This window comes from Salinivibrio sp. IB643, assembly GCF_001996105.1.
Lineage (GTDB): Bacteria > Pseudomonadota > Gammaproteobacteria > Enterobacterales > Vibrionaceae > Salinivibrio > Salinivibrio costicola.
This window is the reverse complement of sequence record NZ_MUFF01000002.1, coordinates 1-20,961: the sequence shown is the minus strand read 5'-3', so window position 1 is coordinate 20,961 and position 20,961 is coordinate 1. Positions and strand designations below refer to the sequence as shown.

The following is a 20,961-nucleotide window of genomic DNA, read 5'->3' as shown; positions in this document are numbered from 1 at the left end:
CCACCCTTTTTATGGGTGGGCGCGCGTTCATTGTTTGTTGAGTTTGCCATGCCATTTAAAAAACTGGGGTTAAGCGCCCCGCTTTGCCAAGCCATTGCCCAACGCGGCTATACCATCCCCACGCCAATTCAAGCCAAAGCCATTCCGATCATCCAACAAGGCCATGATCTGATTGCCGCTGCGCAAACAGGTACCGGGAAAACCTCAAGTTTTATCTGGCCCATTATCGATAAGTTGTGTGCCGGTGAAGCGGGACGCAAAAAGCGCGCTCGCGCATTGGTGATTGCTCCAACAAGAGAGTTGGCCTTGCAAGTCGCCGAAAGCGCCCGCCAAGATACGCAGTTTACCGCGCTTAAAACCTTAGCGATGGTTGGCGGCATGGACGAGCAGGCACAAAAGCAAGCCTTGATCGAAGGCGTCGACATTTTGGTCGCCACGCCAGGGCGCCTGCGCGATTTACTCAGCCAACGTGCCGTCTATCTAGATGAAGTAGAAGTGCTGGTGCTGGATGAAGCCGATCGTATGCTCGATATGGGCTTTATTGATGCAATTCAAAACATTCTCGACCGCTTACCGGCAAGCACGCAATGCCTGCTGTTTTCTGCCACCTTGTCTAATAAAGTGCGTGATCTGGCCAAAGCAACCATTGGTGATGAAGGCAAAGAAATCAGTATTGCTGCACGAGATGCCTCGAAAGACAATATTACTCAGTGGTGCATTCCGGTCGATAAAGATAAGAAATCCGCTCTGCTTAGCCATTTGATTAAAGAAAATGGCTGGACGCAGGCGTTAATTTTTATCGAAACCAAACACGGCGCCGCCAAACTCGCCACCCAGTTGGAAAAACGGGGCATTGCCGCTGAAGCGTTTCACAGTGGACGCAGCCAAGCCGTGCGGACCCAATTGCTGGAAGACTTTAAAAACGGTGACATCCAATTTTTAATTGCCACCGGTGTCGCCGCACGCGGCATTGATATTAAGTCGCTTGAGCGTGTAGTCAATTACGATCTACCCTTCCCGGCCGACGAGTACGTACACCGGATTGGCCGTACCGGCCGTGCCAGTGCTCAAGGCGAAGCGATTTCATTGGTCTCAAAAGACAACACCAAAAACTTGCGCATGATTGAAGCACGTCTCGGGCACCCACTTGAACGTCGCATCATCGAAGGCTTTGAGCCCAAAAAGCCGGTGCCGCTGACTGCGCCCAAGTGATAATGTGCAAACAATGATCGCGACAAAAAACGGCGAGCTTTATGCTCACCGTTTTTGTTTGCTTTATGCCTGAGTCAGTGTTTGCCATAGCGCCTGCCATACGTCAGGGCGCCGATAGTACTGGCTCATTGTGATGGCTTGCCATTGACCGTTTTGCTCCACCAGCATGGATGGAAAACCGCGCAAGCCATGCGCTGCCATCAATTGACGGGTTTGATTCACCACGGGCATCACGTCATTTTCGGCGCGATTCATCGCCTGTTGCCAAGCCTCTACCTCTATCCCCATCTCGCTGGCAAGCTCTGCGAGCGTGTCAGCGTCATAGACGGAGCGACCTTGCTGATAATGGCCACGCTGGATGCGTTTCAGCATCTCTGCGCCCTGACCATCAAGCTGCTGAGCAGCGAGAATAGCTTGCGCGGTAATAAAGGAGTCCAAAATGACCGGCTGGTCGCTTGCCACGCGGTCAAGATAGGCTTGACCAAATGTCTGTCCGGTTTGATCGGCAATGGTTTGATCAGCCGCCAAAATGTGTTGACGAAAGCTGTCTTCAATCGGCGCACGCTCACGCATACCACCTGGATGAAGCTGCAAGTTAATCTTAGGGTTGTTGCTTAGACTTTCAATCAATGTGGCGGCGCCAAAGCACCAGCCACACATTGGATCAAATATGTAGTGGGCGTTTACCATTCCATCTCTCCCGTGTGCACTTTCACACCAATTTCCAAAGCCATCGGTAAACCCGTTTTCGGATATTTCGCTTGCATGGTTTTAATCAGCTCAGCACTGTCTTTGCTGTTGGCTTTCGCCTCGGCGAAGTCTTGCAAATACTGCTGGGCAAAGATAATGGTGTCAGCGTGCCGTGCCTGCTTTCATATGGCCTGGGATCACCATTTCAGGTTTCAGTGCTGCCATTTCTTGTAGTTGTGCGGCCCAACCTTCACGTGCGTGATCAGATTGTGCGTCTGCCATCCAAAGGTGAACATTGCCATACACAGCGACGTTACCCAGGATCGCCTTGTTGGCTGGGATCCAAAGATACGGGCGATGCGCCAACTCGCCTTTCGCGCCACGAATTCCAATTTTACGACCGTCTAGTGTCAATGACGTACGGGGATAAGCAGCAGGTACCACTGGGTTTTGCGGGGCATTGTCACCCATGTTTGGAGTCCAAAATGCCATTTTTCCGTCCAGTTTTTCTGCAATGGTGGCGCGTCCGCTTTGGTAAAGCCCTTTATGGCCGCTCATCCCGGATTCGATGTGGATATTGAGATGCAGGATAAAGCGGTCGATTTGATTGCGGAACGGATTGATATTGCCATCCGCATTGCGTCCAACCCCGACCCTTCCCTAATTGGTCGCCCGATCGCCGCGTGTGATTCTGTCTTGGTGGCGGCACCGGATTATTTAGCCGCCCATACACCAATCCGCTCACCGGAGGATCTCACCGCGCATAGCTGTCTCAGTTACAAGCAGTTTGATCGACCGATTTGGCATTTAGACAAAGGCGAGGAACACGCCGCGGTTGCGGTGCAAGGTAAGCTCTCAGCTAACGAGGCGACTACCTTACTCAGTGCCGCCATTCAGGGCATGGGCGTGAGCATGCAGCCGGTATACCTAGCTCATAGTGCCATTGCGCGAGGTCAGTTGTCGGTCGTGCTCCCCGATTGGCAACCCAAAGCAATGGATATTTACGCCTTGCACCCGTCACGTCGCAACCAACCACCGGCGGTGCGTGCGTTGCTGGATGCGCTGATTGCCCACTTCGCAGGTAGTCAGTGGGCACCGGTTGCTATTTAGCTAGCAGAAAAAATTGCGTAAGAAGAGCTATTTAATGAGAGAAAAAGCGCGCAGGCTTAATCAGATGATTTTGCTTGCGCAGCATGATAACGCTGGGCTTTGACCAGCCATTTATCAAGCTGATTGGCAAAGGCTTGTTTTTGCTGCGGACCAAGCGGAGCAGGCCCACCTGTATGCACACCGCTACTGCGCATGGTTTCCATAAAATCACGGATATTGAGTCGGGCACGGATGTTTTCTTTGGTCAGCAATTCACCGCGGGTGTTAATCACTGTCACGCCCTTTTCAATCACTTCATCCGCCAACGGAATGTCTTGGGTGATCACCAAATCGTCCGCTTCTGCCTCGGCAACAATTTGGTTGTCCGCCACATCAAAGCCCTTTTCTACCTGACGTGCGCTAGCATAAGGCGACGGCGGTAAACGAATAAACTGGTTGGCAATAAAGGTGGCTTGAATATGCGTTCGGTGTGCCGCGCGCACAATCATCTCGCGCATCGCGACCGGACAGGCGTCCGCATCTACCCATATTTGCATGCTGGCTCTCTTAGCTTTTACGTCAATGCCTGCATTAAACCGCATCATCTTTATAAAAGCCAAAAAAAGCGCCGACAATTCGGCGCTTTCATCAGGAAAGTATGAGATGACTTACTTTAACAACGCCAATACCGCATTGACGCACGCTTCAGACGATACTGGGTTTTGTCCTGTCACTAAGTTGCCATCGGTGACCACATACGAAATAAAATCATCCGCTTTCTCATAAAGACCACCGTTTTCTTTGAGCATATCTTCGACTAAAAAAGGAACGACCTCGGTTAAGCCAACCGCGGCTTCTTCACCGTTGGTAAAGCCGGTGACTCGCTTGCCCTTTACTAACGGCTCGTCGCGATCTGAACGCGTATGGCGGAACACAGCCGGGCCATGACACACCGCACCAACGGGTTTGCCCTGATAGTAGAAGGTCTCAATCAACTGACGTGAAATCGGGTCTTCGGCCAAGTCCCACAATGGACCATGGCCGCCGGGATAGAAAATGGCGTCATATTCGTAAGCATTAATATCACTTAGCTTGACAGTATTATTAACCATGTCTTGCAGCTCAGCGTCTCCGTCAAAACGACGCGTTGATTCAGCCTGCGCATCTTCCGCTTCGCTATTCGGATCAATCGGCGCCTTGCCGCCTTTGGGACTGGCGACAACAATGCTTGCGCCGGCATCTTTAAACGCGTAATAAGGGGTGGTGAACTCTTCAAGCCAAAAGCCTGTCTGATGACCCGTATTGCCCATGGCATCGTGGGATGTTAGCACCATCAAAATTTTATGTTGTTGCATCATCGCTCCTTGTTGTCACGCGTTAGGATGATATTTCATTCATTTACTCTGTGTTGTCATTCGCTAGACTAACAGGCCAAAGAGGTAAACGTAATGGGTACCCGCTTAGATCAATACAATCAATTGACGGTTTATTTACTTTCCTTGTCTAACGCTGACCTAATACTAGCTCAGGAATGACAGCCTAACCTGCGCATTGCCTACAATAGTCTCATCCATTGCAGGCCATCGCCCGCACCGTTTCAGACTTAACATCGATACAATGAGGTCAATATGAAAAAAACATACCTACTCGCCCCTCTCGCACTCGTCGCCGTTTTAGTTGGCTGTGAGCAACAAACAAACGACCCTCAAGAGGGAAAGTCGCAAGTCGAATCTAGCGTAGAAAACGCCCAAACTGCAGTAACAGAAGGCACCGAACAAGCATTAGACAGTGTGGAAACGGCTATCGACAACGCTGAGGATACCGTTCATGAAATGGCCGATCACCACAACGCCAAAACCTCGCTGGACTGGGATGGTACCTACCAAGGCGTGATCCCTTGCGCGGATTGTGAAGGTATTGATACCACACTGACGCTTAACCAAGACAATACCTACGTTCTTAGCAAAACTTACTTGGGTAAACAGGGAGAAGCATTCAAGGAAGAAGGTTCTTTTTCCTGGGATCAAACAGGTAGCGTTGTGGTTCTTGAAGGCTTAACTGATAGCCCGAATCAATTCTTCGTGGCCGAAAACCAAGTTATTATGCAAGACATAAATGGCGAGACCATCGACGGCGATCTCGCTGATATGTACAAATTGRAAAAGCAGTAATGCGTCGAGCGCCTTATCGCTCACAACAAGCGGTAGGGCGTATTTTTTCTCCTTTAGCCTTAGAATGACGCGCTCTCGCTGTTTTTTCTACCTTAATGCCGCGATTCACTCTCTTTTGTCCCCCCACTGTTCGCACAATTTGTCACTTTAAGTGACAAATTTGTTGCCAATAAAACTTGACGATATTTCACTCTATGGTTTAACACTTAGATAGAGGCGAAACAAAATCTTATCCGGTTGGTGTTAAAAGCTCATACAAGAGAGCTGGACGCGGCAACCTGACAATACCTAGATTAGGACCACGCACCAAACGAAATCCTTCTCCGTTTGTTCGATGGCGTGACCGAAAAACGGCACCTTTCTGCATCGGCAATCGTGCTTGATCCAAGTTCGATTACCGGTCGGTAGTACGTTTTATAAGCACCACCGTCGTGGGATTGAACAGGAGTCAGCGTATGAGCGACGTTGTATTGAAGTTTTCATACGAAGAATACGGCGCCCGTTTAGCCAAGGTCCGCTATGCCATGGAAGAGAACGATATCGATACCTTGCTGGTACACGATCCATCGAATATGGCGTGGCTGACAGGCTATGATGGCTGGTCTTTTTATGTGCCCCAGTGTGTCGTGATTGGTTCGACCGGCGATCCGTTATGGTTTGGTCGTATCCAAGACGCCAATGGTGCGCTGCGGACTGTTTACATGAGCGCTGAATGCATCACCTATTACCCTGACCACTATGTCATGAATCCACCGCTCCATCCTATGGAGTACCTTTGCAATTATGTTCTGGCAGAAAACTACTGGGATCGCGGCCGGATTGGGGTAGAAAAAGATAATTATTACTTCAGTGCCACCGCGTTCGAATCCCTCAAAGAAAATCTACCGATGGCAACTCTGGTGGACACCACTGGGCTAGTTAACTGGTGTCGCGCGGTCAAATCTAATCAAGAACTCACGTATATGCACACCGCTGCACGTATTGTGGAGAATATGCATCGCGTGGCCTTTGAGATGATAGAACCCGGCTTGCCCAAACATTTATTGGTAGCCGAAATCAATAAACACGCGGTCGTCGGTCATGATGGTCACTTTGGCGATTACGCTGCCATTGTGCCTATGTTGCCATCTGGCGGCGATGCGGCAGCGCCTCACTTAACCTGGGATGACCGCCCATTTAAGCGTGGTGAGGGGACATTTTTTGAAATCGCTGGCGTGCATCGTCGCTATCACTGCCCGTTGTCACGCACCATCTTTTTGGGTGAACCTGGCGATGAGTTCAAACGCGCCGATGAAGCGCTACAAGCAGGACTTGAAGCTGGTCTCGCGGTTGCCAAACCGGGTAATACCTGTGGCGACATAGCCAATGCCCTTAACGACGCACTATTGCGGTACGGGTTCGATCGTGAAGGGGCGCGCTGTGGCTACCCTATCGGGCTAAGTTATCCTCCTGACTGGGGCGAGCGCACCATGAGCTTGCGCCCGAGCGATCAAACGATCTTGCGCGAAGGCATGACCTTCCACTTCATGCCTGGGCTTTGGATGAAAGATTGGGGGATAGAAACGACCGAGAGCATCATTATCACTCAAGAAGGGGCACAAACCTTGTGTGACTTGCCACGGCAGCTATTTGTAAAACATTAGTTGTAAAACACTGGCGTTTCGTGGATAGGTGCTACACTCATAACATCATGATTTAAAAACACTCTTATAGGCTTGGCACCTAGGCCGCTAACGGTGAAAAACGTCAATACATACCAAAAGCGGTCGCCACGTCCAGACTACAGCGAGAGTGAGAACGGTTATACCAAGGAGCAGTTATGGAGCCAACAGCCATTGAAGCCACAGTCGATTTTCACGCGGACGGTGTACAACATGGATTTCTCAAACTGCCCCATTCCCACGATCAATCCGCTTGGGGCTGTGTGACGATTCCCATTACCGTGATTAAAAATGGTGAAGGTAAAACCGCGTTGCTCACTGGCGGCAACCACGGGGATGAGTATGAAGGTATTACGGCATTACTCAATACATGCCATCAGCTTATACCAAGCAACATTAAAGGTCGGGTGATTATTTTACCCATGATGAATGCCCCTGCGGTAACAGCAGGCACACGCACATCACCTTGGGATCAAAGCAACATGAACCGTGCCTTCCCAGGCTCCCCGACCGGCAGTGTCACCGAGCAAATTGCGGACTATTTTACCCGTTATTTGATCCCGCAATGTGATACCGCCTTAGATATTCACTCAGGCGGTAAAACCTTAGATCTTATTCCCTATGCTGCCTCACATCGGTTAGAAAACCTGCAACAAGCCGATGCCTGTGCCGAGGGGGCTCGCCTGTTTGGCGCGCCGTATCAAGTGCAAACCACCGAAATGGACGCCACCAGCATGTACGACACTGCCGTCGAGCAACAAGGCAAAGTATTTGTTACCACCGAGCTGGGTGGCGGCGGCACCAGTACCCCTGAATCGATCGCGATTACCCAACGCGGCATTCATAATTTTTTAGTGTTTTCAGGTATTTTACAAGACGACTATCGCCATCCACCGGCTACGCCCGTCAAGCTCGAACTACCCGATAAACACTGCTATGTACAAAGTGAGCATGCCGGCATTATTGAGTTCTGTGTACACTTGGGCGATACCATCAAAAAAGGCGATTTGATTGGTAAAGTGCATAATATCGAGCGTACTGGCACCGAACCCGTTCCCTACTATGCCGAACGCGATGGCATTTTACTGGCCAAACGCCATCTCGGGCGGATTTATATCGGTGATACCTTTGCAGTCATTGCCGAACCTGTATGACGGAGGTGAGATGAAGCTCGACAAATTTGACATCAAAATCCTACACATTTTGCAGCAAGATGGGCGCATCACCAAGTCGAACCTCGCGCACGCCATTAACCTATCCGTAAGTCCCTGTTGGGAAAGAGTAAAACGGCTTGAGCAAGCGGGCATCATTGAAGGCTACGGCGCGCGTATTAACCCTGATGCCGTGATCAAGCTCAATACCGTATTAGTTGAAATCACCCTCGGCCAACATGATGTACAGAGCTTTCAACGCTTTGAGCGCGCCATGCAAGCTTGTGATGATGTCAAAGAATGCTGGGCCACAGGTGGCGGGATTGACTATATCGTCCGCCTTGGCGTCACCGATATCGACTACTATCAACGCTTGATAGATCGGTGGCTTACTGATGATCTTGGTATTAAACAGTACTACACCTATATCGTCACCAAACAAGTGAAACGTCCCGCCCTCACGCTCCCGCTCGAGGCTCCTGACACCGCCGCGAATGGATAAGCCTGCAGAAAATTTTATTCGGTAAAAGGTAGGGTTCAGAAAAAAATACCGTTTTATCGTCGTCTAACAAAAAACCTCTTTTCGATAAGTTGCATACAGTAAGAGTAAGCAAACGCTGATAGGCAGCGTGGCGATTTTGTCAGAGGAGGGAGTATGACCGTATTCCAATCACGTGATCTTCACTACACAGGATCAGCGGCCAATACACTACGTCACGATGCGACCGGTAAAGCAAGCGCCGATGTGCTCGCGTATCTTGACGATCAGCGCCTATTTCGGCAACTGGCGTATTGCAATGGCAAATGGGTCAATGGCGAGTCCGATACGCCAGTTTTAAACCCCGCAACCGGCGAAGTATTGGGCTACACCGCTGCCTTGAGTGCCGCACAAGTGAGCCAAACCATTGATGATGCCGAAGCGGCTTTTCACCTGTGGCGCGCCGAGTCAGCCGAGACACGGGCAAAACGGCTAATGCGGTGGCACGATCTGATCATGGAAAATCAACACGATCTTGCGCACCTCATGGTGCTCGAACAAGGCAAAACCTTGCGCGATGCCGAGGGCGAGGTGGAGTACGGGGCCTCATTCATTCACTGGTTTGCTGAAGAGGCTAAGCGGGTATATGGCGACACCATGCCTAGCCACATTCCCAATGCGCACCTGGCGACATTACGTGAACCTATTGGCGTGGCTGCCTTAATCACGCCATGGAACTTTCCCAATGCCATGATCACGCGCAAAGCCGCTGCCGCACTCGCCATTGGCTGTAGCGTGATAGTTAAACCCGCAGAAGAAACGCCCTTCTCTGCACTCGCATTAGCCGAGCTTGCTGAGCGTGCGGGGATCCCTGCCGGCGTGTTTAATATCATTTTAGGCGATCCTCCCATGGTCTCAGCACAATTGTGTCAAAGTGAAAAAGTCAAAGCGCTCAGCTTTACCGGCTCTACCCGTGTTGGCCGCCTACTGCTAGAACAAAGCGCCCAAACCGTAAAAAAATGCGCCATGGAGCTTGGGGGAAATGCGCCCTTTATTGTGCTGCCTGATATGGATATTCAACAAGCGGCGCGCGCCGCTATCGATGCAAAATTCCAAACGTCAGGCCAAGATTGCCTGGCGGCGAATAAAATTTTAGTGCCACGTGACAAACATCAAGCATTCGTTGATGCTTTTGCCGCACTGATGGATGAACTTGAAGTAGGCAATGGTCTATTGCCAAGCACAGACATTGGCCCATTAATTTCACGCCGTGCGGTCGAGAAAGCGCAATCGCTCGTCGATGATGCCATTGCCAAAGGGGCAACTGTAATGGGCGGCAAATTAAATCCCAACCTGGGTGAGAACTTCTTTGCGCCTACGCTTATCACCAAGGTGACGTCGGAGATGTTGGTCTATCAAGAAGAAACTTTCTGTCCCGTCGCTGCTGTGATTGCCTACGATGACTTAGACGAAGCCATCGCCATGGGCAACGATACCGAATATGGCTTATCAGCGTATGTGTATGGCCATGATATTCGAGATATTTGGCGCTGTCTGCGCGGCTTAAAAGTCGGGATGGTCAGTGTCAATTCAGTGAAAATGACCGGCCACCCGATTCCATTTGGTGGTGTCAAACAATCGGGCTTAGGCCGAGAAGGAAGCCGTTACGGCATCGACGAATTTAGTGAAATAAAATACTACTGCTTAGGTGGCCTGCCCACGGTAAGCGGCAGTTAATTCAGGTTTGCTGACGGATAAGGAGACTGATCATGCGTCCAGAAACAAAAGCGTTGCTAGAAAAAGATAGAAATACCGTATTCCATCCCTCTACGCACCTCAAGCAATATGCGCATGGCGAAATGCCTGGTCGCGTGATTGCGTCAGGTAAAGGGATCCGAATCACCGACTCTGAAGGCATTGAGCTTATTGACGGTTTCGCGGGCTTGTATTGCGTCAATATCGGCTATGGTCGGGAAGAAATGGCCGAGGCCATCTACGAGCAAGCAAAAAAGCTCGCCTACTATCACACCTATGTCGGCCACACCAATGAGGCTTTGGTGACCTTATCAGACCGCCTGATCAACATGGCGCCTGGCATGAGTAAGGTGTACTACGGTATGTCCGGCAGTGATGCCAATGAAACCCAGCTTAAAATTGTTTGGTATTACAACAATGCCCGCGGTAAACCTGAGAAAAAGAAAATCATCTCACGCGACCGGGGCTACCATGGTTCAAGCGTGGCGTCAGGCTCACTGACTGGTCTACCTTTGTTCCATGCGCACTTTGATTTACCGATTGAACGGATCAAACACACGATGGCGCCCTACTACTATCGCCGTGAAGACAGTGGCATGACTGAGCCCGAATTCGCGCAACATTGCGCGGATGAACTGGAAAAAATGATCCTCGCTGAGGGGCCTGATACTGTCGCCGCCATGATTGCCGAACCTGTACTCGGCACCGGTGGTATCGTACCGCCCCCCGAGGGCTACTGGGCGGCCATTCGTAAAGTGCTGGATAAATATGACGTACTGCTGATCGCCGATGAAGTGGTGTGTGGCTTTGGCCGAATTGGCAGTGATTTTGGATCGATTTATTACGACATGAAACCCGATCTTATCACAGTCGCCAAAGGGCTAACGTCTGCGTATCAGCCACTGTCTGGGGTAATGGTTGGGCATCGCGTCTGGGAGGTGCTTGAAGATGGTACCGATACATGGGGCGCCATTGGTCATGGCTATACCTACTCTGGGCATCCATTGGGCGCCGCGGCAGCACTGTGTAATCTTGATATCATTGAGCGCGAGAGTCTGACTCAGAACGCCGCAACCACGGGCGAATATCTGCAAATGAAAATGAAAGCCGCCTTTGCCGATCACCCATTAATTGGTGATAGCCGCGGAGTGGGGTTACTGCATGCGCTGGAGTTCTCGCCTGATCGCGCCCATCGCAGTCATTTTGATCCCAGCCTAAAAGTGGGACCACAAGTGGCGGCTGCGTGCTTAGAGCAAGGATTGATTGCGCGTGCGATGCCACATGGCGATATTCTCGGCTTTGCGCCCCCACTGGTGGTAACACCCAATGAAGTGGACGATATCGTCGCAAAAGCCAAAGTGGCGGTCGATAAGGTAATGGATAAACTGGTCACCAGCGGGCAGTGGCAACCTAAATAGCACCTCCCGAGGAAGGCCAGATATAAAAAAAGCGCCGACATTCGGCGCTTTTTCTTTAAGCTATGTATCTATGTATGACGCCATTAATTGGCCGTCGCAGGCTCTAGCACCAGATTCGCTTCTTTTTCTTTTTGCATCCGCATCACGGCTATTGGGCCGGTGATGAAGGTAAATGCAATCAAGAAAGACACAGGCACTGCAGTGATCACAATGAACGACTGGAGCGCGTTCAAACCACCGTCTCCGGCGAGCAGAAGCACACCAGCAACCACGCCCATCACAATCGCCCAGAACAGGCGATGTTTACGGGTTGGTTGGTTATCACCAGATACAGCCATCGCAATCGAATACGCCATTGAATCGCCAGTGGTTGCCACAAATGTCGTGGTAAGCAACATAAAGGCCGGGATCAAAATCAAGCTATAAGGCAGCTGTGACAGTGACGCAATCAAAATAGCCGGCAAACCCGCATCCGCCATTGGGCCAGAAATGCTCCCTGGAGACTGCAACTCATAGAAAATACCGGTGCCGCCTAGTACCGAGAACCAGAAGTTAGTCGCAATCGGCGCACAAATCGCTACCGCGAAAATCAGTTCACGAATAGAACGGCCTTTCGAAATACGTGCGATGAAGATCGCCATCATAGGCGCAAAACCGATAAACCAGCCCCAGAAGAACCAGGTCCACCACGCGTTCCAGCCACCATTGTCGGTATTCAGTGCGAGAGTATGCATGTTGTTCAGGTAGTAGCTAAAGCCCGAGCCAAATTGCTCAAAGATAAAGCCGGTAGGACCGAGCACGATAACCGCACCAAGTAACACTGCGGCGCCGATCACGTTCATACGGCTCAGCCATTGCAAACCTTTATCCATACCGGTAAATGCAGAAATGGAATAAATAGCCACGACAGCAGCCAAGATCAGCATCTGCATCGGCATGGTATTTTCAATGCCCACGAAGCTTTCCAAGCTATAACCCAGTTGGGTTGCTAAGAAGCCAATTGGACCAATGGTTCCGGCAGCTACGGCAATGATCGAACAAGCGTCGATCACAGAGCCAAGCCAGTGATTTTCTAGCTTGTCACCGAGCAAAGGATACAAGAGTGCACGAGGGCGCAAGCGTACGCCCGCCTGGTGGTGCGCATACATCAGTACAATCGTCGCCAAGGTACCTAACACCGCCCAGGCTAAGAAGCCCCAGTGGAAAAAGCTCTGGCTTAACGCAGGGGCGACGGTTTCCATCACACCCGCTTCCATCTCACCCAGTGCTGGTGGTGGCGTCATGAAGTGATAGATAGGCTCAGCCGCTGACCAAAAAACACCACCGCCGGCAAGCAGGGTACACATGATCATCGCAACCCAACGGAAACGGCTCATTGAGACCGTATCAGTGGCGCCAAGTTTCAATTTACCAAATTTACTGCCGCCAATAGCTAGCGCCAATACGAAATTGATGACCATTAGCCACTGCCACCAGTAACCAAAAAGGTTGGCAGACTCAGAGAATAGAGACTGGATCACAGAGGAGAAGTGTTTTAGGTCAAACAGGGCAAAGGCAAGAAATACAGCGACAAAGCCGATAGTAAATACGGCAACAAGTCGGTCGTTATTTTGTGTAGATTTAAGCATTAGTTCGCTCACAAGGTGTGTGAGGGATGGGACTCTATCAGTGTGGCGAATGAATGACCAGAACAAATTGACTTATAGGGATGGAATAGAAACCGTGACAGACATCACCTATTCAGTCATGGCGGGGACTGAATAGGTTTACGACATTTTTATTAAATGCACAAAAAACCACCAACTTGTGACCTATCAAGCTGGTTCTGCGCTTTTTTGTTTTTTCGTCGTCTTACCTGTCTCTAGGATTTTTTTATGCAACACTATCGTCGCACGATACAGTTTGGGGTGAACTTGTGCATCGCCTCTTTTGGCACGGTTGCAGGTAGAAATCAGCGCAGCAGTAATACAAGCCGCCACTTTTAACTGCCCAAGCTGGTAGGCATAGCTGGCGACTTTAATTGCCATAAAGACGGATTGATCGCTATGCTTATAGTTACGCACCGCGAATTTCTCAAAGCGGAGAAAATCCTTATGATAACTATTGAGGATCCGATTGATGTGGCGATCATAGTAATTTTTATAGTTGGCGTAGCTCCCTTTCGGATTACTCGCCACGATGTCTCTCACCCAGACAGACGCTTGCAGCTGTTCTTTTTCAAATAAGCCACTCAGCCAGGCAAACATATAACCTCCCTACCGCTAGCTTAGCCGCTTTATTCTACTTAATTTGCGCGACTAATCTATCAAAAGAAAGTGCTAAGTGGTTGAGTGACCGTTATTTAACCAGCAGTAAGAATGGCTGTTCAGGCTTGGGTATTGATGGTGATGGTATACGTCGCATCATCTACAGGTAGCATATGGAGGATCTGCTCTCCTAACTCTGGATGACTGAGCAAATAATTTCCCTGAGGAAAGCGGGTGTCTTCTGGACCTTTTAATACCAAACTGAAATTCTCGACGTAATGGTCGTTTACTTCATCGCCATGACCAGGGTGGGTATCAACACGAACAAGCGTCATAGCATATTCAGTATCTGTTCCGTCAATAAGCGTAATCGACTGATCGATCAACTCACTGACATGCTGACAAGATAGTACATTCATCGGCCCTCCCGCGTTCCGTTACTGCGTATTTACGCCTTTTCTCTCTTACCCTCAAGATTAGAAGAAAAATTCGTAAATGCACAACAGCTTAGTGCTTTTCGGACTTAAAATACGGGAAATATCACTCAGGCTGGGTGATGTTGCGTTAACCCCCTTGCTGTATCCCCTGATAAAAAATCACACACGACACTAGACGACCGGTCTAATCTTCATTATGCTACACCACATGAAATCAAGTAGCACATTAGAACACACTAGCCACAACGCTACCCACCAGCATTTGCTGGATACGGGTGTTAATGTAATGGCGCAGTTTGGCTTTAGTGGTGTGGGTCTTAGCGCAATACTGAAACAAGCCGGCGTCCCGAAAGGGTCGTTTTACCATTATTTTGCTTCAAAAGAGCAATTTGGTCAGGCGGTATTGCAGCACTATTTTTCGCGTTATTTAGCGGAAGTAAACAGTTTGCTGTCAGACACTACGCTGCCGCCTATTACGCGAGTTCATCGCTACTTTACCCTTTGGCAGGCCCAGTACTGCAGTATGGATCCCGTTCAAACTTGCTTGGTCGTTAAGCTAAGCGCTGAGGTGGCAGATCTTTCCGAGCCCATGCGGCTTGCGTTGCGTGATGGCACCGACAAACTGATTGGTAGCTTAGCGAGTGCACTCGCGCTCGACGAAAGCAATTTTAACCATGACAACGCCTTAACCACGGCGACGACGCTTTACCAGCTATGGTTAGGGGCAACACTGTTAACAAAACTGCACCGTAATGACAGCCATCTAGCGCAGGCGATGACCATTACGCAACAAAAACTCGGCTTGGCTGACTAGTATAAAAGTCAAACGAACAAACGCAGCATACGAGGAACAACGATGAGGTGCTAGTGAGCATTTCATTTCCGGTTTTTTGATAAAACAAGCATTTCAATAAGACCCGCCAAGGCGGGTTTTAAATAAACGCTAACTAGACGACCGGTCTAATCAAACGAGAAGACTGATTGACTGACAACAATGAAAAGGAAGGATGAGCAATGAACAACTTTGAGTTCTACAATCCCACACGTATCGTTTTTGGCGAAGGTAAAATTGCCGAGCTGGATCGGCTCATCCCAGCCGCAGCAAAAGTTTTGGTTCTTTTCGGTGGCCAGAGTGCACGCAAAACCGGCACCTTAGGTGAAGTTGAACAAGCACTTGGCGAGCGTCAATTTGGCCTGTTCAGTGGTATTGAGCCTAACCCACGCTACGACACGCTAATGAAAGCGGTCGAAAAAGTGCGTGAAGAAGGCTACGACTATCTGCTCGCTGTCGGCGGTGGATCAGTGATCGACGGCACCAAATTTGTTGCAGCAGCAGCGAAATACGATGGTGATGCATGGGACATTCTCACCAGCATGGGCAGCAAAATCGAAGCCGCACTGCCATTTGGCACCGTGCTCACCTTGCCTGCTACTGGCTCAGAAATGAACAAGGGCTCGGTGGTCAATCGCGAGTCAATGCAAGCGAAACTGCCGTTTATGAGCGAGTTGGTGTTCCCACAATTCTCAGTGTTGGATCCAGTAAAAACCTATACCTTACCTATCCGTCAAGTCGGCAACGGTGCCGTTGATGCGTTTGTTCACGTGGTTGAGCAATACCTCACTTATCCAGCTAACGCGCCGGTACAAGACAGATTCGCCGAAGGCCTGCTACAAACCTTGATCGAGCTTGGCCCACAAGCGCTGGAAACCCCGGAAGATTACAACATCCGTGCCAGCTTGATGTGGACCGCGACTCTCGCGCTGAATGGTTTGATTGGCGTGGGTGTACCACAAGATTGGTCAACCCATATGCTTGGTCACGAGCTAACTGCCCAACATGGTTTGGACCATGCACAAACCCTCGCGGTTGTGTTGCCGGCAATGCTGAACGAGAAGTTTGAGCAAAAACAAGCCAAGCTCGCACAATTTGCTGAGCGCGTCTGGCATATTGAGCAAGGCAGCGAAGCAGAAAAGGCTCAACAAGCGATTGAGAAAACCCGCGATTTCTTTGAGCGCATGAACGTGAAAACACGCATGAGCGACTATGACTTGGGCGAAAGCGCGATTGAACCATTGATTGAAAGCTTGACTCAGCACGGTATGACTCAGCTCGGTGAGCACGGCGATGTGACCCCGGATGTTTGCCGCCGCGTGCTGCAAGCCGCGCTTTAATTCCCGTACTGAATAAGGGAGGACACACATGTCATCACCAATGAACCAACGTTTTGTTCTTGCATCGCGCCCCGTAGGGGCGCCTACTGCAGAGAACTTTCGCTTAGAAGAAGTGGATATTCCTGCTCTCGGCAACCATGACGTTTTAATTGAAAACCACCACTTATCTATCGACCCATACATGCGCGGTCGTATGAGTGATGCAAAATCGTACGCCGAGCCAGTGGCAATTGATGGCCTAATGGTCGGTGCCACCGTGGGTAAAGTGCTGGAGTCTAACCATGCCGAATACCAATCGGGTGATTGGGTACTCGCTTACAAAGGTTGGGAAACGCATTCAGTTGTAAACGGCGATACGCTGATCAAACTCAATCCGGATCTGGCGCCGGTTTCTTACGCGCTCGGCATCTTAGGGATGCCAGGCTTTACCGCTTACATGGGTTTACTAGATATTGGCCAACCCAAAGAAGGTGAAACCCTCGTAGTAGCAGCGGCAACAGGTCCCGTCGGCGCAACTGTAGCGCAAATTGGTAAGCTAAAAGGTTGCCACGTAGTAGCGATCGCCGGTGGCGAAGAAAAATGTCAATACGCACGTGAAAACCTCAACGTTGACGCCTGTATCGACCACAAAGCAGACAACTTTGCCGAGCAGCTCGCTGAAGCCTGCCCTCAAGGCATTGATATCTACTTTGAGAACGTCGGGGGCAAAGTGTTTGATGGTGTAATGCCACTGCTCAACACCGGTGCTCGCATTCCAGTGTGTGGGTTGGTGTCACAGTACAACAACACTGCCTTGCCCGATGGCCCAGATCGCCTCTCACAGTTGATGGGCACCATCTTGGTTAAGCGCTTAACCATCAAAGGCTTTATTATCTTTGATGACTATGCGCACCGCTACCCTGAGTTCGCGCATGATATGGCCAAATGGGTCGGCGAAGGCCAAATTCATTACCGTGAACACGCGGTGGATGGCTTTGAGCAAGCGCCGCAAGCACTGATTGATGTGCTAGAAGGCCGTAACTTCGGCAAGATGGTCGTCAATATTAAGTAAAGCTCGTACGCTTTATTTCGCAATACCGAAAAACCTGCCTCCCCCTTAGCAATGGATTACTAAGGGGGTTTTTATATGCTTTTTACGTGTACTTTCCCAAGGACGAAGCGCTATTCCGCAGCCTCTTTCCCCCGATCTTTAACAATCATGGCGATCCCACGATTGCCGGTGGGGGGATCTGGCCGGAGCCCAACACCTTCACACCGGGCGTAGAACGACATAGTTTTTTTGGGGCCGCACAGGACCCGATATGGAATACTATGATGATTACAACAACCCTGATGGCAAGGGTTACCATATTGAACGCTGGTACCTAGCAGGAAAACAAGCACCTATCGATCGCTGCCGTTGGTCCAATGCCTATATCGACCCGTTTACCAAAGAGCCGATGATTACCTGTACCGTGCCCATGAAAGAAAACGATCGCTTTGTTGGGGTGGCAACGGTCGACATGAGGCTGAGCGGCATTGCCGACATTCTGTCTCGTTATGGCAAAGAAAACGATGGCTATGTGTTCGCCTTGGACGCTGATAACAAAGCGATAAGCTTCCCCGAAGCATCGGTAAAATTTAATCCTTATCGAAATACGCTGCGAACGGTTACCGAGTTAGAGCAAGCGCTCCCTTGGCTACAAGAAGCGTTGCAGGCAAGTCAATCTCTCCAAGACAGTCAACTGATCACGATAAAGAACGACGGCGTGCTAAACGAAGCCGCTTACGTTCATCTTATTAAATACCCTCAAACCGATTGGGTGATCGGCATCGTCGTACCTAAAAGCAAAATGACAGCGGCTGCCGATAGCATGGGGCTGTTCCTGATGTCCGCCATTGGCGGGCTGTTGCTCGTTGTGGGAATTATCGCCGCGATTACCGCTCGCAACCTATTAGGTAAAATTCAACAGACCACCCAGCAAATCTGGGAACTCATTGAAGGTGAAACCACCCAAGAGTTGACTGTAGGTAAGATGAACGAGGTAGGCGAATTGCGCCAAGCCGTTAACGCGTACGGTGAAAAACTCAAGTCACTACTTAGACGACTCGAGGCGATTCAAGAGGAATTGGTGCAGAATGAAAAGTTGTCATCACTCGGCTCGTTGGTCTCTGGCGTCGCGCATGAGTTGAATACTCCCATCGGTAACGCGACTTTGAACTACATCTGTTGATGAACGAAGTCCTTCTCTCGATGCGACCGACACTTCAGCGCGCGCCGCACCAGCTCGAAGTCGCTATTCCAGAGGGCATTCTGCTCAACAGCTACCCGGGCGCACTCACCCAAACGTTGATCAACTTAATCAATAATGCGTTAATTCACGCGTTTATCGGGCGTGACGCCGGGAACATACACATCACAGCCACCATGGCGACAACCGACAGGGTGAGTATTGTCATACGCGATGATGGCGCAGGGATGACGCCCGAGGTACAAAAACGTATTTTTGACCCCTTTTACACTACCCGCCTCGGCCAAGGAGGCTCGGGCCTTGGCCTACATATTACCTTCAACCTTGTCACCGGCTTACTTGGCGGCCGTATTGAGGTGAAAAGTGAGCCGGACAAAGGAAGCCGTTTTACGATTACTATCCCAAGCACTGCCCCTGATCATGAGGAGGCGTAGTGTTTGTATTGTTTTAGAGGTAACGACTGGCTAGTTCAAATTGTCAGATCAACGGATATCTGCCATTTATCAAAAAGCCGTATTCTCCTGCGATTAATACGGCTTTACCGACAAAAATCACATTTTACAGCTTAAAGAAAGTCAGTTGTTCTTTTTGCTTCTCAGCCAATAGTGAGAGCTCAGCACTTGCACTCGCACTCTGGCTGATACCGGCGACATTTTGGTTGACGAGCTCAGAAATATTAACCACGTTACGATTAATATCTTTGGTGACTTGCGACTGCTGCTCTGCCGCAGTAGCAACCTGAGTATTGGAATCATTAATATCCGCAACCGACTCAGAGATAGCAACCAATGCATCACTAACACGCTGTGTCAGCTCACTATTGTGTGCCAACATCGTGATCGTCGTTTGCATGCTTTCATTGGCTAATACAGATTGATTTTGTAAATCCTCGATAATGACACCAATTTCCTTGGTCGAACCGGCTGTACGACCAGCAAGCATTCTTACTTCATCAGCGACAACTGCAAAGCCACGCCCCATCTCGCCTGCTCGAGCCGCTTCAATCGCCGCATTCAACGCGAGTAAATTGGTTTGTTCCGAGACACTGTGGATGACTTCAACGACATTATTAATTTTCTCTGATTGTTCATTTAGTTGCTGTACTAAACTTGCCGCATGATGCAATGCTTCCGACATTTGTGCACTGGCTTGAACACTCTCTTGAGATGTCGCTAAACCAGATTTGGCTAACTCATCTGTCATACGTGCCGTCGAATCAGCGGCAGATGCATTATCACTGACATTATCAGCCGTGCTCGACAGCTCATTCACTGCCGACGCCACTTGTTCAATTTCCGATAACTCTTGTTGTGCATTGGATTCCGCTTGAGTCATCACCGCCGCCAATTCTGTTGACGCCGATGCCACGTCTTCACCCATTCGGTTCAACTGATCGACTATGCTATGCAATTGCGTCGCGGTTTTATTGACATCCTGACTAAGGCTTGAGATTTCGTTTTTACCCTCAACCGTTGCTCGAACTGCCAAATTGCCTTGTGCTAACTCACGCATAACGCCCTGAAGCTGCTGGATTGGTGCCACAATCATTTTTGAAAGTAGCCAAGCAATGATCAACGATACTGCAAGCACAGATAGCACAATAACCATCGCAGTATTTATTTTGCTTCGCTCGTATTCTTGAATCTGTGCATAGTATTTCTCTTCGCGCTCCTGGGATCTTTTACTGACATTAACAACCGTCGTCAGTAAATCGGCTGCCTGAGCCCTAAGTGCAGTATTCTGCGCCGCATACTCGCGTTCAGAAACGAGGCCTTTCTCATACTGTTCTAAAAATGTGAGCATCTTACTTGAGCTATTAACAAACTCATCGACAAGATTAAAAATATTAGGAACATCGTTTTGGTAATACTCGTCGTCTTGCAGTGTTTTTAAATGATGACCAATATCTTTTTCCCTTTGCTGTAAAGTAGAGATGAGAGCGTTTCTACGAGCTGGGGAGATAATCGCATCTGCAACCTGAAGACGCATATCATTAATATAATCAACAATATGCAATGATAGTGCATCAGTTTGATTTTGATATGATACTCTCATCACTGACGCATTTTTTAATACATCTTCCAAATCATTTTTAACAATCCACAAACTCACTGTTAGAGCAAATGTGGCAACGAGAACAGGAAGCATAACCTGTACCCGAACAGAAAAATTTTTCAACGAAATTTTCATACACGCTGTCCAATAAAATGGCTATAAGGTTCATCGAAACTAAAAAGAGGTATCTAAAGT

Annotated in this window: 20 protein-coding genes and 1 pseudogene; 13 read left to right on the top strand and 8 right to left on the bottom strand. The window is 49.5% G+C overall.

Annotated elements, in window-relative coordinates; translation table 11 throughout:
• Positions 1–48: 48 nt before the first annotated feature.
• Positions 49–1,212, top strand: a complete 1,164-nt coding sequence (locus BZG77_RS01055) for a DEAD/DEAH box helicase (protein ID WP_077645941.1) — start codon at positions 49–51, stop codon at positions 1,210–1,212.
• A gap of 63 nt (positions 1,213–1,275) precedes the next feature.
• Here BZG77_RS01055 and BZG77_RS01050 read toward each other — a convergent pair whose 3' ends face one another.
• Both BZG77_RS01050 and BZG77_RS01045 read right to left on the bottom strand, forming a co-directional pair.
• Positions 1,276–1,902 carry a DsbA family protein gene (locus tag BZG77_RS01050; protein WP_077645852.1) on the bottom strand — a complete coding sequence of 209 codons (627 nt, stop codon included), beginning with the start codon at positions 1,900–1,902 and terminating at the stop codon, positions 1,276–1,278.
• Positions 1,896–2,427, bottom strand: a pseudogene (locus BZG77_RS01045) (MBL fold metallo-hydrolase); the annotation flags it as partial. The pseudogene BZG77_RS01045 and the gene BZG77_RS01050, both read right to left, overlap by 7 nt.
• 21 nt (positions 2,428–2,448) lie before the next feature.
• Between BZG77_RS01045 and BZG77_RS01040 the strand changes: the two are divergent.
• Positions 2,449–3,012 carry a substrate binding domain-containing protein gene (locus BZG77_RS01040; RefSeq protein WP_077645851.1) on the top strand — a complete coding sequence of 188 codons (564 nt, stop codon included), beginning with the start codon at positions 2,449–2,451 and terminating at the stop codon, positions 3,010–3,012.
• Between the two features lie 56 nt (positions 3,013–3,068).
• Here BZG77_RS01040 and BZG77_RS01035 read toward each other — a convergent pair whose 3' ends face one another.
• Complete coding sequence (locus BZG77_RS01035; RefSeq protein WP_077645850.1) at positions 3,069–3,548, bottom strand: YaiI/YqxD family protein; 480 nt, start codon at positions 3,546–3,548, stop codon at positions 3,069–3,071.
• 111 nt (positions 3,549–3,659) lie between these two features.
• Positions 3,660–4,346, bottom strand: a complete 687-nt coding sequence (locus BZG77_RS01030; RefSeq protein WP_077645849.1) for a type 1 glutamine amidotransferase domain-containing protein — start codon at positions 4,344–4,346, stop codon at positions 3,660–3,662.
• Between the two features lie 273 nt (positions 4,347–4,619).
• Between BZG77_RS01030 and BZG77_RS01025 the strand changes: the two genes are divergently transcribed.
• From BZG77_RS01025 to BZG77_RS01000, 6 genes are all read left to right on the top strand, one after another.
• Positions 4,620–5,162 (top strand): copper resistance protein NlpE, encoded by a 543-nt coding sequence (locus tag BZG77_RS01025; RefSeq protein WP_077645848.1) that lies wholly within the window; start codon positions 4,620–4,622, stop codon positions 5,160–5,162.
• Positions 5,163–5,617: 455 nt separating this feature from the next.
• On the top strand, positions 5,618–6,805 hold the full coding sequence (locus BZG77_RS01020) for a M24 family metallopeptidase (RefSeq protein ID WP_077645847.1): 1,188 nt from the start codon (positions 5,618–5,620) through the stop codon (positions 6,803–6,805).
• 176 nt (positions 6,806–6,981) lie between these two features.
• The gene (doeB, locus tag BZG77_RS01015) at positions 6,982–7,977 is read left to right on the top strand and encodes a N(2)-acetyl-L-2,4-diaminobutanoate deacetylase DoeB (protein WP_077645846.1); all 996 of its coding nucleotides are present in this window, start codon (positions 6,982–6,984) and stop codon (positions 7,975–7,977) included.
• A gap of 10 nt (positions 7,978–7,987) precedes the next feature.
• Positions 7,988–8,476, top strand: a complete 489-nt coding sequence (locus BZG77_RS01010; protein ID WP_077645845.1) for an Lrp/AsnC family transcriptional regulator — start codon at positions 7,988–7,990, stop codon at positions 8,474–8,476.
• A gap of 153 nt (positions 8,477–8,629) precedes the next feature.
• A complete protein-coding gene (locus tag BZG77_RS01005; protein WP_077645844.1) occupies positions 8,630–10,189 on the top strand; it encodes an NAD-dependent succinate-semialdehyde dehydrogenase in 1,560 nt (519 codons plus the stop codon).
• Positions 10,190–10,221: 32 nt separating this feature from the next.
• Positions 10,222–11,625, top strand: a complete 1,404-nt coding sequence (locus BZG77_RS01000) for an aspartate aminotransferase family protein (protein ID WP_077645843.1) — start codon at positions 10,222–10,224, stop codon at positions 11,623–11,625.
• Between the two features lie 83 nt (positions 11,626–11,708).
• On the opposite strand, the gene BZG77_RS00995 is transcribed toward BZG77_RS01000, so the two are convergent.
• The 3 genes from BZG77_RS00995 to BZG77_RS00985 all read right to left on the bottom strand — a co-directional run bounded on the left by BZG77_RS00995 (position 11,709) and on the right by BZG77_RS00985 (position 14,290).
• Positions 11,709–13,253, bottom strand: a complete 1,545-nt coding sequence (locus tag BZG77_RS00995) for a BCCT family transporter (RefSeq protein WP_077645842.1) — start codon at positions 13,251–13,253, stop codon at positions 11,709–11,711.
• A gap of 186 nt (positions 13,254–13,439) precedes the next feature.
• Positions 13,440–13,871 (bottom strand): hypothetical protein, encoded by a 432-nt coding sequence (locus BZG77_RS00990; protein ID WP_077645841.1) that lies wholly within the window; start codon positions 13,869–13,871, stop codon positions 13,440–13,442.
• Positions 13,872–13,990: 119 nt separating this feature from the next.
• Positions 13,991–14,290 carry a DUF6916 family protein gene (locus BZG77_RS00985; protein ID WP_077645840.1) on the bottom strand — a complete coding sequence of 100 codons (300 nt, stop codon included), beginning with the start codon at positions 14,288–14,290 and terminating at the stop codon, positions 13,991–13,993.
• Positions 14,291–14,516: 226 nt separating this feature from the next.
• Here BZG77_RS00985 and BZG77_RS00980 point away from each other — a divergent pair, with 226 nt between their 5' ends.
• The 5 genes from BZG77_RS00980 to BZG77_RS00960 all read left to right on the top strand — a co-directional run bounded on the left by BZG77_RS00980 (position 14,517) and on the right by BZG77_RS00960 (position 19,145).
• Positions 14,517–15,122, top strand: coding sequence for a TetR/AcrR family transcriptional regulator (locus BZG77_RS00980; RefSeq protein ID WP_101494592.1), 606 nt, complete (start codon positions 14,517–14,519; stop codon positions 15,120–15,122).
• Positions 15,123–15,322: 200 nt separating this feature from the next.
• Positions 15,323–16,480, top strand: coding sequence for an iron-containing alcohol dehydrogenase (locus BZG77_RS00975; protein WP_077645839.1), 1,158 nt, complete (start codon positions 15,323–15,325; stop codon positions 16,478–16,480).
• 28 nt (positions 16,481–16,508) lie between these two features.
• Positions 16,509–17,531: an NADP-dependent oxidoreductase gene (locus BZG77_RS00970; protein ID WP_077645838.1), complete on the top strand. Its 1,023-nt coding sequence runs from the start codon at positions 16,509–16,511 to the stop codon at positions 17,529–17,531.
• Between the two features lie 250 nt (positions 17,532–17,781).
• Positions 17,782–18,693, top strand: coding sequence for a sensor histidine kinase (locus BZG77_RS00965; protein ID WP_077645837.1), 912 nt, complete (start codon positions 17,782–17,784; stop codon positions 18,691–18,693).
• A gap of 20 nt (positions 18,694–18,713) precedes the next feature.
• A complete protein-coding gene (locus tag BZG77_RS00960) occupies positions 18,714–19,145 on the top strand; it encodes a sensor histidine kinase (RefSeq protein WP_158011400.1) in 432 nt (143 codons plus the stop codon).
• Positions 19,146–19,269: 124 nt separating this feature from the next.
• On the opposite strand, the gene BZG77_RS00955 is transcribed toward BZG77_RS00960, so the two are convergent.
• The gene (locus tag BZG77_RS00955) at positions 19,270–20,901 is read right to left on the bottom strand and encodes a methyl-accepting chemotaxis protein (RefSeq protein ID WP_077645835.1); all 1,632 of its coding nucleotides are present in this window, start codon (positions 20,899–20,901) and stop codon (positions 19,270–19,272) included.
• Positions 20,902–20,961: the final 60 nt, after the last annotated feature.

Bases quoted from the DNA above. Each gene is read 5' to 3' on its own strand.
- BZG77_RS00995 (WP_077645842.1), bottom strand. From the start codon at position 13,253: ATGCTTAAATCTACACAAAATAACGACCGACTTGTTGCCGTATTTACT.
- BZG77_RS01020 (WP_077645847.1), top strand. From the start codon at position 5,618: ATGAGCGACGTTGTATTGAAGTTTTCATACGAAGAATACGGCGCCCGT.
- BZG77_RS01050 (WP_077645852.1), bottom strand. From the start codon at position 1,902: ATGGTAAACGCCCACTACATATTTGATCCAATGTGTGGCTGGTGCTTT.
- doeB (WP_077645846.1), top strand. From the start codon at position 6,982: ATGGAGCCAACAGCCATTGAAGCCACAGTCGATTTTCACGCGGACGGT.
- BZG77_RS00985 (WP_077645840.1), bottom strand. From the start codon at position 14,290: ATGAATGTACTATCTTGTCAGCATGTCAGTGAGTTGATCGATCAGTCG.
- BZG77_RS00980 (WP_101494592.1), top strand. From the start codon at position 14,517: ATGAAATCAAGTAGCACATTAGAACACACTAGCCACAACGCTACCCAC.
- BZG77_RS00970 (WP_077645838.1), top strand. From the start codon at position 16,509: ATGTCATCACCAATGAACCAACGTTTTGTTCTTGCATCGCGCCCCGTA.
- BZG77_RS01030 (WP_077645849.1), bottom strand. From the start codon at position 4,346: ATGCAACAACATAAAATTTTGATGGTGCTAACATCCCACGATGCCATG.
- BZG77_RS01035 (WP_077645850.1), bottom strand. From the start codon at position 3,548: ATGCAAATATGGGTAGATGCGGACGCCTGTCCGGTCGCGATGCGCGAG.
- BZG77_RS00960 (WP_158011400.1), top strand. From the start codon at position 18,714: ATGCGACCGACACTTCAGCGCGCGCCGCACCAGCTCGAAGTCGCTATT.
- BZG77_RS01010 (WP_077645845.1), top strand. From the start codon at position 7,988: ATGAAGCTCGACAAATTTGACATCAAAATCCTACACATTTTGCAGCAA.
- BZG77_RS01000 (WP_077645843.1), top strand. From the start codon at position 10,222: ATGCGTCCAGAAACAAAAGCGTTGCTAGAAAAAGATAGAAATACCGTA.
- BZG77_RS01005 (WP_077645844.1), top strand. From the start codon at position 8,630: ATGACCGTATTCCAATCACGTGATCTTCACTACACAGGATCAGCGGCC.
- BZG77_RS00965 (WP_077645837.1), top strand. From the start codon at position 17,782: ATGGAATACTATGATGATTACAACAACCCTGATGGCAAGGGTTACCAT.
- BZG77_RS01055 (WP_077645941.1), top strand. From the start codon at position 49: ATGCCATTTAAAAAACTGGGGTTAAGCGCCCCGCTTTGCCAAGCCATT.
- BZG77_RS00955 (WP_077645835.1), bottom strand. From the start codon at position 20,901: ATGAAAATTTCGTTGAAAAATTTTTCTGTTCGGGTACAGGTTATGCTT.
- BZG77_RS00975 (WP_077645839.1), top strand. From the start codon at position 15,323: ATGAACAACTTTGAGTTCTACAATCCCACACGTATCGTTTTTGGCGAA.
- BZG77_RS00990 (WP_077645841.1), bottom strand. From the start codon at position 13,871: ATGTTTGCCTGGCTGAGTGGCTTATTTGAAAAAGAACAGCTGCAAGCG.
- BZG77_RS01040 (WP_077645851.1), top strand. From the start codon at position 2,449: ATGGCCGCTCATCCCGGATTCGATGTGGATATTGAGATGCAGGATAAA.